A 13,156-nucleotide genomic window follows, 5' to 3' on the forward strand; every position below is an offset into this window, starting at 1 on the left:
TATCGCACCGGTCAGCGCTTGGCGGTGCCGCGCCGCGGTTCGGTACCGATCACACCGGCATGCTCCAGCGCGTCGATCTCCGCATCGGACAAGCCCAATTCCGACAGCACGGCATGGTTGTGCTCACCGAGCAGCGGTGCAGGCTCACGATGAAACTCGCGTGGCCCGTCGGCCAGGGTGACCGGCAGGGTGCTGTGGGGCGCGGCGACGTTCACCGGATGCCCGACGTGCTCGAAGAACCGCCGGTGCCACAACTGGGGAAGTTCGCCCTGGCGGTGCGGCTGCATGACCTTGGCCACCGGAACCCCGGCCGGCCACAGTGTTTCGATGATCTTGTCACCGCCCCGTGATACGCACCAGTCCGACAGCTTCTCATCAATGAGGTCGTGCTGGGCGCGGCGGCCTGCCGCAGTGGACAGCGCAGGGGCCCTAGTCCATCCGGGACGACCGAGAGCTTCGCACAATGTGTCCCATTGCGCATCTGTCTCGACCGCGATCGCAACCCAGCTGTCCGGACGACCGAACTCGTCGATGTCGGCGCAGCGGTACAGGTTCTGCGGTGCCGCGACCGGTCCCCGGTTACCGTCCCGTTGCAACAGTGCGCCGTAGGCCGAGTACTCGATCACCTGCTCGGCGGCGATGGTGAGCGCCGCGTCCACCATCGCGGCCTCCACCAATACCGCCTCACCGGTCCGGCGGTGGTGTTCAACGGCGAGCAGCACCGCGTTGAGCGCGTGCACGCCGGCGTTGGGGTCGCCGACCGAATACGGTTCGTAGGGGGTTCGGTCCGGATATCCGGTCAGCCAACTCAATCCGGACGCATCCTCGATGATGTAGGCGAAGGCCGGGTTGTCCCGCCACGGCCCGTCGAGCCCGAACCCGGGCATCCGCACCATGATGATTCCGTCGCGCAACGCGCGGACCGTCTCGAAATCCAGTCCGATCTGGTCGATGACCCGGGGCGTGAAGTTCTCGACCACGACGTCACACGTCGCGATCAGCCTGCGTAGGACTTCGCGGCCCTGCTCGGTCTGGAAATCCAGCGTCAGGCCCTTCTTGTTGGTGTTGAGCGCCGAGAAGATGGGCGAACGCTCCCACCACTGCTCGACACTCGCGGGGATTCCGGCGATCAGCCGGGTGCCGTCGGGACGGGCCGTGGACTCCAGGTGAATGACCTCGGCGCCCAGCATGCCCAGCGCGTGTGTACACGACGGGCCGGCCCAGAACGTGGTCATGTCAAGGACTCTGAGCCGTTCCAGCGGCAGGCGGTTACGGTGCCTGGCGCCCGAGGGCGGGTCTCGGCGAGGCAGGCCGGCACCGACGACCTCACTCGTGTGCTGTCCGAGGCGCGGGGCCGCCGCGGCAGTGCGCAGCTCGACCCCGCTGATCCGGTAAGGGTGTGTAGGCTGGGTGAAACCGTCGCGGGGATTGCGCTCGAACGCACCACGCTTGACGAAATGGTCCATCTCCGTGACGTTCTCACCGTTGCCGACCGGCGAGTTGGGGATCCGGAACGCCGATGCGAGTTCCCGGAGGTCGTCCGCATGTTGTCCGCGAATCCAGCTGTACAACTCGTCGGCGTGCAGGTTCGCCTGCTCGGTTATTGTCAGTTCGGTGGTCTCGTCGATCCAGTCGTCGTGCCCCGACATGGCGCACAGATCCCACCACTGCTGAGCCGTCCCGCAGCCCAGCGCCACCAGCCCGTCGGCCGCTTGCGCCACGCCGGGCACGGTTGGCCTGCGCTCGGTCCGCCACGGCCGGTCGAGTATCTCGAAATAGGTGACCGGATAGTAGGTCAGACCGAGGATCTGGGCTTCCAGCTTGGACAGGTCGATCAGTTCGCCGTAACCGTCTCGCAGTGCGCGAAGCCAGAAGGCCTGCACCATGGCGGCGGCATAGCACCCGGCCAACCACTCCCCGACCTGACCGCCGACGTGGACCGGCGCCCGGTCCTGCGAGCCACGCCCGATGCCGATCGCACCACCGGACCAGGCCTGCAGCGTGAACTCGGTCGCCGGACGATCGTGCCAGGGCCCGTCCAATCCAAATGGCGTGATTGCGGCCACGATCAGATGCGGATGACGACGGTAGAGCTCCGTCGGTGATACCCGCTGGGCGACCGGAGACTCCGGGGACCAGACCACTGCATCGGCTGCGGCCACGAGACGTTCGACGTCACCGATTTCCGACGGGTCGACGACGACGCTGCGTTTTCCGCCCGCCAGGAAGCTGAACAGCGCACCGTCGCCGTCGAATTCGGCTCCCGATGCCGACCAACGGCGCAGCGCGTCGCCCTCGGGTGCTTCCACTTTGATGATGTCGGCACCGCCGTCGGCGAGGATCTTGGTGCAGTACCCGCCGGCGATACCGCTGGACAGATCGATGACGGTGTACCCGTCAAGTGGTGCGGTCATGTTTCTATTCGGGTTTCGCCCTGTTCTTCTTGGACAGCCGGAACTCGGGTGGGAACCTGCTGTCGTTGTCGTTGACCGCGTCCGACAGACCGGACTCGATCGACTCGAACATGTCCAGGTCGTCATCGCTGTCGTTGGCCACGCCGTTGCCCATCGACTCGAAGAACGCGCTGAGCAGGCTGCCCAGGTATTCACCCTGCTGCTGCTTGTAGATCTCGAAGAACATCTTCTGTTGAAAGACCGTGTCCACCGGCCGGTTCCGAGCACACGCGCGCGCGTACTTGTCGGTCTCGGCTTCCAACTGATCGCGCGGTACGACCTTGTTGAGGAAGTTGCAGTCGTACATTTCCGCGGCCGTGAACGGGCGGCCGGTGAACACCATCTCCTGGAACTTCCTCAGCCCCATCATCTGGACCCACGTCCACATCCGCGGGCCCCAGCCGTGGTACCGGAACGAAGGATGCCCGAACAGCGCGTCGTCGCTGGAGATCACCAGATCGGCGTCGGCACACTGATAGAAATGCCACCCGTAGCAGTAGCCCTTCGCCTCGACGATGCTGATCTTCTTGAAGTCCTGCAGCGCGCGGTTACCGGCCTGCGAGTTGGCGTACCACGCGCTGATGGTGGCACCGTTGCGGAAGGTGCCCTTGGGCGGGTACGTGACCTCCCCGACGCCGTCGTCCTCGAGCCGCAACTCCGCGAGCCGGGCCGCCGGATTGTCGTTGCCCTCCATGAACTCAGGCAGGTCGGCACCGCTGCCCAGGTTGTCCCCCACACCACGGATGATGACGACCTTGACGTCGTTGTCGGCGTTGGCCGCACGCAGCAGATCGGCGTACCGCAACCGGGCCATCGACGTCGGCGCATTGAGGAACTCGGGCCGGTTGAACGTAATGGTGGCGATCTTGGTGCGCGGATCCTTCGCGTAGAGGATGATCTCCTCCGGTTTGGGCCGGTCAGCCATCCTGGCCTCGCCAGGCCGGGCTGATCGACAGCACCTCGGCGCCATCGGCAGTGATCAGCACTGCGTCGCGGCTGAACACCGCGCCGAGCCCGCGCTGCCACACGTGTGCAGTCACCGCGAGCACCATGCCCTCCGACAGGATCTCGGCGTCGCAGGTCGCACGCAGGTGAGGTGAGACAACCGGCGGATCGAACCCCAATCCCAGGCCGTGCGCAACCGGGGCCGGCGGGATCGGCTCGCCGGCAGACTCGTAGGCGGCCAGCAGTGCGCCTGCCGGATTGCCCGGCCGGCACGCGGCAATCAGGCTGTTCCACAATGCATCACGGCGGGCATACAGTGCACGGACCGCAGCGAGGTCGGTGATCTCACCGACGGGAAAGGTGCGCGCTACCTCCCCGACATAGCCGTCGGCCAGAACCCCGGCGGACACCACCACCAGGTCTCCGTCGCGTAATCGGCCATCACCGGCAGCGCGCCGCCACGGCGTGTCCCTGCTGGTGATCCATGCGGAATCCTGCGTTGCGGGAGTGCTCACGCCGCCGGCTGCCTCAGCCTCCATCAACGCGCCGGCAAGCGTCCGTTCCGAAGCACCCGGAACGAGTTCCGCCACTGCCGAAGCCAGACCGTCCTGCGCGACCCGCACCGCCCCACGCAGCGCGGTGAGCTCCTCGGCCGTTTTGATCCGCCGGGCCGTCCGCATGGCTTGCTCACCGTCGACAAGTTCCGCGTCGGGGAACGCGAGTGGCAGCAACTTGGCGAAAGTCGGTGTGAGCGCGTCTGTCCCGACGCGCTTGGCGGTGGCGGCACCATTGACACCCTGCAGCACCCCGATGAGCGTCATCGGATTCCAGGCCAGCCCGTAGAGACGCTCGTGCGGTATCTCGTCGGGGATGCCCTCGTCCCATGTGCTGTTCAGGTGGATGTCCCCGGTCTCGCGGACCAACGCGCAGATCGGGCCGAACGGCCGGGTGCCCGCGACCCACAACTGCGGGGCGCCGGTCACGTAACGGACGTTGGCCTGCCTGCCGAGCACCAGGATGTCGAGATCGTGTTCGGCCATCTGGGCCAGCACGCGATCGCGACGCCCGTGGCGCAGATCGTGGGAGTCCGCCTCGATTTCGGTGCGGGCCTCGCTTCGCACGGGCGCGCTCACAGGTACGGGTCGTAAGGGTAGTCGGTCAGCGGCATCCAGCCGCCCTCGGTGATCACCACGATCTCCTCGCTTCGATAGCCACCCGTGCCGTCCTCCCAGATCACCGGTTCCAGAACCAGCAGCATGCCGGCCGGGAACACGAAATTGTCGTCGAACTCCTCGCCGAGATCGGTGCCGATCATCGGCATTTCGGCTGCGTTGGAGCCGATCCCGTGGCCGAGGTAGAAGTGCGGCAACCACGGTTTACGGCCACCGGCCGCGGTGATCGCCGCCCGCGCCAGATCGCCTGAAGTGGCACCGGCCTTCGTCACCGCCAAAACGGCGCCGAGGATATCTCGCCACTGGTGGAACTGGTCATGCTGGCGTTCCGTCGGTTCCTGCCCCACCAGCCAGGTGCGGCCGAAGTCCGAGCAGTAGCCGCCGTAGGTGATGGACACATCGGTCCACAGCACGTCGCCCTTGGCAAGCTCGCGTTCCGTGGTGAGCAACGGCAGCGCCAGGTCACCATGCGTGGTCCAGGTGCCTGCGGCCTTGGAAGACGGCATCACCTGCCAGATCGCCTCCAGCATGTTCGCCGTCGCACCGAGTTCGAATGCGCGCCGGACGAACTGCGCCGACAGGTCGATCTGCCGCACACCGGGCGCCAGCGATTTCTGGACGTCGACCATGGCCTCCTCGGTGATCCGGCAGGCGCGCCGGACCGCCGCGATCTGGTCGGGCGTCTTGACGAGCTTGGCCGCGCCGACGACGGGCGCCGCGTCGACGGGGGCCTTGCCGGGGAACAGCCGGGAGCCGGCGCGGCGCATCGCGCCGGTCAGCTCGTCGACGGCCACCGTCGCCCCGGGTCGGATCAGCTCGGCCAGCACCTTGCCGAAATAATCGACGCCCTCGTCGAATTCGAGGAACAGCGGCCCGTGTAAGTGGTCGTCGGGCAGGTCGGTCTCCAGCGGAGCGCCCTCGCGCGCCGGCATGAACAGGTGTGGGTACTCGTCGTCGACGAGCATGACGGCGATCGGACGCTCGACATGGGACAGCCCGGCGTCCAACAGCGGCCAGCTGGCCCCCGTGGCGTAGACCACGTTGCCGTTGCCGAGCAGGATCAGTGCCCCAACCCCCTGCTCGCGCATCGCATCCCGCAGACGCACGCTGACCTCGCGGCGCATGCGCGCGAAGTCGGGTTCGGTCGGGATGTCCAACGTGGTCGTCCCGGTCATGGCGAACGTCGTCATGAGAGCCCCAGGAACTTCTGGATGTTGGTGCTGACGATCTTGGTCGCGGCTTCGGGACCGACCGCCTCCACGACCGCGGCCAGCGACTTCTCGGAATAGCCGAACGTGGATTCGTTGTGCGGGTAGTCACTGGACCACATGACGTTGTCGACGCCGATGTCGTCGATCAACCGCAGCCCCAGCGGATCGACCATGAACGACGCGCTCATGTGACGGTCCCAGTAGTACCGGATATCCTGTTGCAGTTCATGGTTGAACATGTGCCGGTATGAGGCGAGCATGTGCTCGGCATCCTGCAGCGCCGTCGGCACCCAGGCGATACCGCCCTCGAACCAGCCGATCTTCAATCGAGGGTGCCGGTCCAGGATTCCGGAGAACAGGTACTTGGCGAACTGTTCGCGGAACGAGTCGACGTTGACCATCATGCCGACGACGACGCTGTTGTTCTGACACGGCGTCTTGGGCGGAGTCTCGCCGATGTGGTGGCTGACCGGGACGCCGGCCGCCTCGATCTCGTCCCACACCGCATCCATGTCAGTGCTGCCGTAATCGTAGATGTTGCCCTCGTCATCCTTGCCCGGGTTGAGCGGCAACAGGAACGTCTTGAGCCCCAGCGATTTCAGTTCCTCGAGGGTGCTGCGAGTGCCTTTCGGATCCCACCAGTTGATCAGGCCCACACCGTAGAAGTGGCCGCCCGAGCGCTCCTGCAGATCGGCGATGTGTTCGTTGTAGATGCGGAACACGCGCTCGCGCAACGCCTTGTCCGGGTAGTGGAACAGCGCCAGTACGGCGTTGGGGAAAGCGAGTTCCTTGTCGATTCCGTCCCCGGCGAGTTCCCGGATGCGAGCCTCGATGTTGTTCGACGCCGCCCCCGCCAGGTCGTCGTACTGCATCAGGACGCGGCCGAAGTCACCGCCCGTCCACGCCTTGCCCTTCATGCCGACCATGTACGCGCCGTCCTCGTACCAGATGCGTGGCGCGGCACCCTTGAGCTCCTCGGGGAAACGCTCGTAGAAGATGTCGTCGGCGACAGAGATATGGTTGTCGGCCGAGAAGATCACGGTGCCGTCGGGAAGACCGAGGTTGCCGGTCGCGTGGCCGCGCCGATTCTTCGGTGCGCCGAAACCTTCTGGTGGATAAAGCGTCTGAGTCATGGTGGACATCGGATGTACTCCAATCAAGGGCTGTCGGTCACCAGGTGACGGGAAGTTCGTAGACGCCGTAGGCAAGCCGGTCGTGTTTGAACGGCACCTCGTCGAACGGGATCGCCAACCGCATGGTGGGGATGCGGCGCAGCAGGGTGTGGAACACGATCTGCAGCTCGGCCCGCGCCAACTGCTGGCCGACGCACTGATGACGGCCGTAGCCGAAGCCGAGCTGTTGCCCGGCGTCACGGGAAAGGTCGAGCTTCTCGGGCTCGGGATAGGCCTTGGCATCCCAGTTGGCAGGCGCGAGATCGAGGATGATGCCCTCACCGGCGCGGATGGTCTCACCGCTGATCTCGATGTCCTCGATGGCGATGCGGCGCTGGCCGTTCTGGATGATCGACAGGTAACGCATGAGTTCTTCGACCGCGTTGGCGATCACCTTCGGATCCTCGGCGTCCCGCAGGAAATCCGCTTGCTCGGGGTTCTCCAGCAGCGCGAGCACGCCGATGCCGATCATGTTGGCGGTGGTTTCATGTCCCGCGATGAGCAGCCCGGTGCCCAGCTGCGCGGCCTCCTTGACGCTGATCTCGCCGGCCGTGACACGTTCGGCCAGGTCCGACACCGCATCCTCGGCGGGATTCTGCTGTTTGGCCTCGACGAGGTTGATCAAGTACTGCGCCAGGCTCATGGCGCCCTTCTGGCCGTCCTCTGCCGACGCGTACCTGGCCAGCCCGACATTGGCGTGATGCTGGAAGAACTCGTGGTCTTCGTATGGGACGCCGAGCATCTCGCTGATCACCACGGTCGGTACCGGCAGCGCGAGTCTGGCGACGATGTCAGCGGGCTGCGGCCCGGCCAGGATCTCGTCGATGCACTCATCGGTGATCTTCTGGATCGCCGGCCGCAAGCCCTCGACCCGCCGAAACGTGAAAGGCTTGGACAACATTCGCCGAAATCGGGTGTGCTCCTCGGCGTCGGACGTGAAGACCGAGCGTGGCCGCTTGTCGACGGTCGAGAGCATGTGCTCGTTCCAGTGCGGGAAGCCGGGGCGGCGGTCGTCGACGCTGACCCGAGAGTCCGCGAACAAGGTCCGGGCTTCCTCATGGCCCGTGATCAACCATGGGGTGCTGCCGTCCCAGATCCGTACCCTGGATAGCCCTTTCGGGATTCCCAGCATCTGCGGGGGCGGCGCGAACGGGCAGCGCGCGTCGCGCTCCATCGGATAATCGGGGATGTCGATCTGCGTCAGCGCTTCTGACATGTCATTCCTCAATGTGGATGGCAAGGGCTGGGCAGGCCGCGGCGGCGCGCCGGGCGGCCTCGGCGTGGTCAGGGCCGGGGCTGGGCTCGAGTAGTTCGACGACGCCGTCCTCGTCGCGCTGGTCGAACACGTCTGCCGCATTGAGCACGCATTGGCCCGACGACACGCATTTGTCTTGGTCGACAGCGATTTTCACACGTCCACCCCGGTGACCGGCGCGCGCCACAGCCCGACGATCGCGTCGATGAGCCCGGACGCCGCGGCGTTCCAGGACGGCCGCGGCACCGTGGCGCCCTGCGCCAGGCCGCGTTCCCGGTCGGCGCAACTGTGCATCAGCAGGTTGCGGGCCATGATGTTGCGCTCGGCCCGGACCTCGACGGGCAGATCGGGCAGGCAGTTCTTCATGCCGTCGATGACCTGCACCAGAGACGGTGAGCTCAACGCGTCCCTCACCACGATGTCGTGGTACGCCGGGTCGGCCATGACCTGCGCGGCGAACCGCGCATACCAAGTCGGATTGCCGAGTGCGGCAAGGTGATCGGTCAACGGTTGGACCAGACACGCCACCCAGTCCCGAAGCTCGGTGGAATCGCCCGTGGCCGCGACCATCTGCTCGCGCAACTCCTCGATCGGCCCGCGGTGCTTGTGTTCGATCGCGCGGACCAGATCGGTCTTGGTTCCGAAGTGGTAGCCGACCGCTGCGTTGTTGCCCTGCCCCGCCGCTTCACTGACCTGGCGGTTGGACACCGCGAACACACCATGCTCGGCGTAGAGCCGCTCGGCCGCCTTGAGGATCGCCTCCTGCGTGCTGCTGGCCCGGTCGGCCCGCGCCATCCGACTGGCTGTGGTCACCGTTACAGTCAACGCTTCTCCTGTAATTAAGTCAAGCAGTTGATTTAATCCGCGCCGCGCCTCGAGACGACGGTTTTTGCCGGGATAACCGCGTTACCTCGCCAAAACCCGTCGTCTCGACGTCAGGCTTTCTCCCGGCGGACGATCACCTTGCCCGCGACCGTGCCGCCGTCGATGGGCAACACGGTTCCGGTGACATACCGCGACCGGTCGCTCGCGAAGTACACGGCGGCCTCGGCCACGTCCTCGACCGTGCCTTCCCGCTTGAGCGGACGGTCGGCACGCATCTGGGCACGAATGTCCGCCTCGAACTGCTCGATGCGTTCACGGTCTTCCGCAGCGGCGGACTTCGCGACGATCGCGGTGCGGATGTTGCCCGGGGCGATCGCGTTGACCCGGATCTCGTGATGCGCCAGTTCGATCGCGGCGGACTTGGTGAACTGGATGACGGCGGCTTTCGATGCGCGGTAGGTCATCACGCCGCCACCGGCCTGGATGCCGCCGATCGACGTCAGGTTGAGGATCGAGCCACCGCCGTGCTCGGCCATGTGCCGGGCGGCGTCGCGGGTTCCGGCCATCACTCCGAGCACGTTGACGCCCATGACGTGGTGGAAGTCCATTAGGTCGTCATCGAGGAACCGTCGGTGCATGGTGCCCGACACCCCGGCGTTGTTGACCATGACGTGCAGTCCTCCGAACCGTTCGATCGCCGCGTCCACCAGGGCGCCGATCTGTTCGGGATCGGATACGTCCGTCGTCAGGAACGACGTGCTGTCCCCCAGCTCGGCGGCCAGCGCTGCGCCGCGGTCCTTCTCGACGTCACCGATCATGACGCGGGCGCCCTCGGTGACAAACCGCCGCACGAGCCCCTCGCCGAGCCCTGCGGCTCCACCTGTCACGACCGCGACCCTGCCGGCCAGAGCCTCTGTCATGCCACCTCTTTCAGGAAGTCGAGCACCAGGTCGACGACGGCCCGCGGCTGCTCGATCTGCGGGCAGTGCCCGGCGCCGTCGACGACCGCGGACCTCGCCCCGCCGACCTGGGCAGCGATCTCGGCGGCCCACCCGGGCGGCAGCAGCTTGTCCGCGGCGCCTTCGATGATCAGCGTCGGCACCTCGACCCGGTCGTAGGCGCGCCTGCTCGACGGGGGCGGCAGCGCATCCAGGCCCGGGCGCCGGAACCGGGCCGCGGCAAGGGATTCCCACGCACCCGGCGCGATGCTCGCCTCATACCGGCGCCGCACATACGCCTCGTCATCCACATAGGCCGCGTCGGCGAACAGCGCGGTGACGATGCGGCGCATGCCGTCGAGGGTGGCGTCGTAGTCGTACAGCGCCGCGCTGTGCTCGTTGCGCTGGATTTCCCCTCCGCCGCAGATTGCCACGAAGGAGCGCACGGGCAGTCGCGGCGCCGGCGAGGTCAGGTCAGTCCACAGGTTGACGGCGCCCATCGAGTTCCCGACGAAATGTGCTGAACCGATGCCCAACTCGGCACAGAACCGAGCGATGTGCCGGATGCGCATGCCGCGGCCGTCGGTGAAATCGACCACTTTGGCGCTATCGCCGAATCCCAGCATGTCCGGCGCCAGCACCCGGTAGTCGACCGCGAGTTCGTCGATGACCCGCTCCCAGCCGAGTTCGGCTCCCGCGCCGAATTCCCCGCCGTGCAGCAGCACGACGGGCTCGCCCGCGCCGGCCTCCAGGTAGCTGGTGGTCAGGCCGTCGACGACAAGCGTCCGGCGTTGGTAGGTCACCTCACGGCCCCGCTCGACCGCGCGAAGGTCAGCAACTGGTTGGCCAGCATGTCGAGCTGGTTGCGGACCGGTCCGTCGGCCAATTCACCCGTCTCGGACCAGATCTGGTCCGCCGAGTTGATCGCGACACCGAGCGGGGTCGGCCAGGCGCGTAACGCATGCCCGATCGAGCGCAGCTGGCCAAGCGTGCCGACAGCGGCCTGCCAGCCGTAGGCGCAGCTGATGCAGCCCCACGGCGTGTTGTCGAGGTAGACGCGGGGATCCTCGCGCAGATCCTCGATGTAGTCGAGCGCGTTCTTGACCAGACCGGATATCGCGCCGTGATAGCCCGGCGACCCCACGACCACGGCGTCGGCGTCGCGCAGCGCCTTCACCAACTCGAGTGCGGCGGGCGTGCGGTCCAGCGAATGTGGCGCATACATCGGCAGATCCAGGTCCGGACCGGCGAACATTCTCGTCTGGCCGCCCTGACGCTCAACGGATTCCAGGCAGTACCGCACCGCGCGCTCGGTCGATGAATCGGCCCGTAGCGTTCCACCGAGGCCGACGACGAACGGTGCCTTCTCAGTTGATGTCATGCTCTCCTCATTTGATCGCGATGGGGTTCACCGGGGAGCCCACGGCACCCGTCACCCGTAACGGTGGTGCGACGAGCTGGAACTCGTAGCGACTGTCGGCGGCACAGTCCGCGGCCAACGCAGCCAGATCCCAGTATTCGCCGAGCATCAGGCCCATGTCCCGCAGGCACAGCATGTGCATCGGCAGGAACGCGCCTTCGACACCGGAGACCGGATTCTCGACCATCAAGTTGTCGGCGGCGATCGCCGCGACCTCATGGTCGTGCAGCCACGACGCGCACGTCCAGTCCAGCCCGGCGCCGGGCTCGGCGCCGTTTCCGGTCTGCCGGAAACGTTCCCACCAACCTGTGCGGACCACGACGATGTCGCCGCGACGCACCTGAACGCCCTCGCGGCGCGCGGCTTCGTCCAGCTCGGCGGGGGTGATCGGATCGCCCAGCTCGCAGAACGTCTCGACGTCCCGCAGCCGCACGATGTCGAGCAACACTCCACGCGACGTGATGCCCTTGCCGTCCACCTTGTCGATACCGCAGTGGAACGCGCCGGCGCTGGTTACCGAGTCGGCGGGAAATCCGTTGTAGAGCCGGTCCTCGTAGTACACGTGCGACAACGCGTCCCACTGTGTCGCGGCCTGCAGCGGCATGATGATGAGGTCGTCGTTGAACCGCATCGGGTTGCCCTCGAAGTAGCCGGCCAACTGTCCGGCTGCCGGATTCGCCAGCCATTTCGGCCCGTACTCCAGCAGGGTGCTGGTGTCGCCGCCGTCCACGGTCATCACGTGCGTGGGGTTCTGCCGGAAATGGAACGCACCCTGCGGGCCTGACGAGCCGAAATCGACGCCCAGCGGAAAAACCTTGCCCGCCTTGACCAAGCTTGCGGCCTCCGCCACCTTGTCCGCGGTGATCAAGTTCAGGGTGCCGAGTTCGTCGTCGTCACCCCAGCGGCCCCAGTTGCGGACGTCGTCGGCGACGCGGCGGAAGTCGCTCATGTCGGCCACTGTCGAATCCCTTCCAGGGTTGCGGCGACCCGGGCGGCCACGGCACCGCCGTCGACCCAGATGACCTGTCCGGAAATGTAGCTTGCGGCTTGGCTGTTGAGGAAGGCCAACACCGAGGCCTGCTCGTCCGGACCGCACACACGGCCCAACAGTTTGGGGAAGGAATCCAGATATCCCTGCCCATACGCACCACGCAACTGGTCGAGTATCGGGGTGTCGGTCACGCCCGGACCGGTGCAGTTGATCCGGATGCCGCGCTCCCCCAATGCCAGCGCACGCGTCATGCCGTACAGGATGATCGCCTCTTTGGACAATCGGTATCCCCCGTCAGCCAGCGCGTCCGGGTTGGCCTGGCACCACGCCACCCCGTCGGCCATCGACGAGGTGGCCAGCAGCCCGGCCGTCTGGGCGGTGTTGTCCCGGTAGTTCGCCGCGGTCAGCGACGAGACGTTGGCGATCGCGGCGCCGTCGGTCAGCTTCGGCAGCAGGGCCTCGGTGAAGTGCCGCGTGCCGAGGAAGTTGATGGTCACGACGAGCAACGGGTTACCGATTCCCGACGACACCCCGGCCACGTTGAACAGCGCATCGACGGGCCCGTCGATCGCCGCCACGGCGTCGTCGATCGACCGGTTGTCCGCGAGGTCCACCTCGATGAACTCCGCGGGCACCGCATCGGGCCGACGCACGTCGAGACCGATGACATGCGCCCCCAGGCCGGCCAGTTGTGTCGTGAGGTGCGCGCCGATACCGGACGCGCATCCCGTCACAACGGCCCGACGACCGTCGTAGCGCCACACCATATTCGGG

At 66.5% G+C, this 13,156-nt stretch carries 13 protein-coding genes; all 13 read right to left on the reverse strand.

From position 1 onward, the window contains the following. Nucleotides 1-11 precede the first annotated feature (11 nt). A complete protein-coding gene (locus tag G6N67_RS00570; RefSeq protein WP_036436152.1) occupies nucleotides 12-2,414 on the reverse strand; it encodes a CaiB/BaiF CoA-transferase family protein in 2,403 nt (800 codons plus the stop codon). 4 nt (nucleotides 2,415-2,418) lie between these two features. After that, complete coding sequence (locus G6N67_RS00575; RefSeq protein ID WP_036436149.1) at nucleotides 2,419-3,378, reverse strand: enoyl-CoA hydratase/isomerase family protein; 960 nt, start codon at nucleotides 3,376-3,378, stop codon at nucleotides 2,419-2,421. Next, nucleotides 3,371-4,531 (reverse strand): M24 family metallopeptidase, encoded by a 1,161-nt coding sequence (locus G6N67_RS00580; RefSeq protein WP_230021863.1) that lies wholly within the window; start codon nucleotides 4,529-4,531, stop codon nucleotides 3,371-3,373. The genes G6N67_RS00575 and G6N67_RS00580 overlap by 8 nt, the downstream gene beginning before the upstream one ends. Further along, nucleotides 4,528-5,760, reverse strand: coding sequence for a M24 family metallopeptidase (locus G6N67_RS00585; protein WP_036436147.1), 1,233 nt, complete (start codon nucleotides 5,758-5,760; stop codon nucleotides 4,528-4,530). The genes G6N67_RS00580 and G6N67_RS00585 overlap by 4 nt, the downstream gene beginning before the upstream one ends. Continuing rightward, on the reverse strand, nucleotides 5,757-6,923 hold the full coding sequence (locus G6N67_RS00590) for an amidohydrolase family protein (RefSeq protein ID WP_036436145.1): 1,167 nt from the start codon (nucleotides 6,921-6,923) through the stop codon (nucleotides 5,757-5,759). The genes G6N67_RS00585 and G6N67_RS00590 overlap by 4 nt, the downstream gene beginning before the upstream one ends. A 28-nt stretch (nucleotides 6,924-6,951) precedes the next feature. After that, on the reverse strand, nucleotides 6,952-8,169 hold the full coding sequence (locus tag G6N67_RS00595) for a cytochrome P450 (RefSeq protein WP_036436143.1): 1,218 nt from the start codon (nucleotides 8,167-8,169) through the stop codon (nucleotides 6,952-6,954). Between the two features lies 1 nt (nucleotide 8,170). Continuing rightward, the gene (locus tag G6N67_RS00600; protein WP_036438253.1) at nucleotides 8,171-8,365 is read right to left on the reverse strand and encodes a ferredoxin; all 195 of its coding nucleotides are present in this window, start codon (nucleotides 8,363-8,365) and stop codon (nucleotides 8,171-8,173) included. After that, nucleotides 8,362-9,021, reverse strand: coding sequence for a TetR/AcrR family transcriptional regulator (locus G6N67_RS00605; RefSeq protein ID WP_396916024.1), 660 nt, complete (start codon nucleotides 9,019-9,021; stop codon nucleotides 8,362-8,364). The genes G6N67_RS00600 and G6N67_RS00605 overlap by 4 nt, the downstream gene beginning before the upstream one ends. A 122-nt stretch (nucleotides 9,022-9,143) precedes the next feature. Then, entirely contained in the window at nucleotides 9,144-9,953 is an 810-nt protein-coding gene (locus G6N67_RS00610) for an SDR family NAD(P)-dependent oxidoreductase (protein WP_036436138.1), read from the reverse strand. Next, the gene (locus G6N67_RS00615) at nucleotides 9,950-10,774 is read right to left on the reverse strand and encodes an alpha/beta fold hydrolase (protein ID WP_036436137.1); all 825 of its coding nucleotides are present in this window, start codon (nucleotides 10,772-10,774) and stop codon (nucleotides 9,950-9,952) included. Before G6N67_RS00615 ends, G6N67_RS00610 begins: the two co-directional genes overlap by 4 nt. Further along, nucleotides 10,771-11,352 carry an NADPH-dependent FMN reductase gene (locus G6N67_RS00620; protein WP_036436135.1) on the reverse strand — a complete coding sequence of 194 codons (582 nt, stop codon included), beginning with the start codon at nucleotides 11,350-11,352 and terminating at the stop codon, nucleotides 10,771-10,773. The genes G6N67_RS00615 and G6N67_RS00620 overlap by 4 nt, the downstream gene beginning before the upstream one ends. A gap of 7 nt (nucleotides 11,353-11,359) precedes the next feature. Beyond that, nucleotides 11,360-12,340, reverse strand: coding sequence for a cyclase family protein (locus tag G6N67_RS00625; RefSeq protein ID WP_110798599.1), 981 nt, complete (start codon nucleotides 12,338-12,340; stop codon nucleotides 11,360-11,362). After that, a complete protein-coding gene (locus G6N67_RS00630) occupies nucleotides 12,337-13,149 on the reverse strand; it encodes a coniferyl-alcohol dehydrogenase (RefSeq protein ID WP_036436128.1) in 813 nt (270 codons plus the stop codon). Before G6N67_RS00630 ends, G6N67_RS00625 begins: the two co-directional genes overlap by 4 nt. Nucleotides 13,150-13,156 lie beyond the last annotated feature (7 nt).

The sequence above is a fragment of the Mycolicibacterium mageritense genome (assembly GCF_010727475.1).
Taxonomy (GTDB): domain Bacteria; phylum Actinomycetota; class Actinomycetes; order Mycobacteriales; family Mycobacteriaceae; genus Mycobacterium; species Mycobacterium mageritense.

Bases quoted from the DNA above. Each gene is read 5' to 3' on its own strand.
- G6N67_RS00590 (WP_036436145.1), bottom strand. From the start codon at position 6,923: ATGTCCACCATGACTCAGACGCTTTATCCACCAGAAGGTTTCGGCGCA.
- G6N67_RS00620 (WP_036436135.1), bottom strand. From the start codon at position 11,352: ATGACATCAACTGAGAAGGCACCGTTCGTCGTCGGCCTCGGTGGAACG.
- G6N67_RS00585 (WP_036436147.1), bottom strand. From the start codon at position 5,760: ATGACGACGTTCGCCATGACCGGGACGACCACGTTGGACATCCCGACC.
- G6N67_RS00570 (WP_036436152.1), bottom strand. From the start codon at position 2,414: ATGACCGCACCACTTGACGGGTACACCGTCATCGATCTGTCCAGCGGT.
- G6N67_RS00630 (WP_036436128.1), bottom strand. From the start codon at position 13,149: ATGGTGTGGCGCTACGACGGTCGTCGGGCCGTTGTGACGGGATGCGCG.
- G6N67_RS00595 (WP_036436143.1), bottom strand. From the start codon at position 8,169: ATGTCAGAAGCGCTGACGCAGATCGACATCCCCGATTATCCGATGGAG.
- G6N67_RS00575 (WP_036436149.1), bottom strand. From the start codon at position 3,378: ATGGCTGACCGGCCCAAACCGGAGGAGATCATCCTCTACGCGAAGGAT.
- G6N67_RS00625 (WP_110798599.1), bottom strand. From the start codon at position 12,340: ATGAGCGACTTCCGCCGCGTCGCCGACGACGTCCGCAACTGGGGCCGC.
- G6N67_RS00610 (WP_036436138.1), bottom strand. From the start codon at position 9,953: ATGACAGAGGCTCTGGCCGGCAGGGTCGCGGTCGTGACAGGTGGAGCC.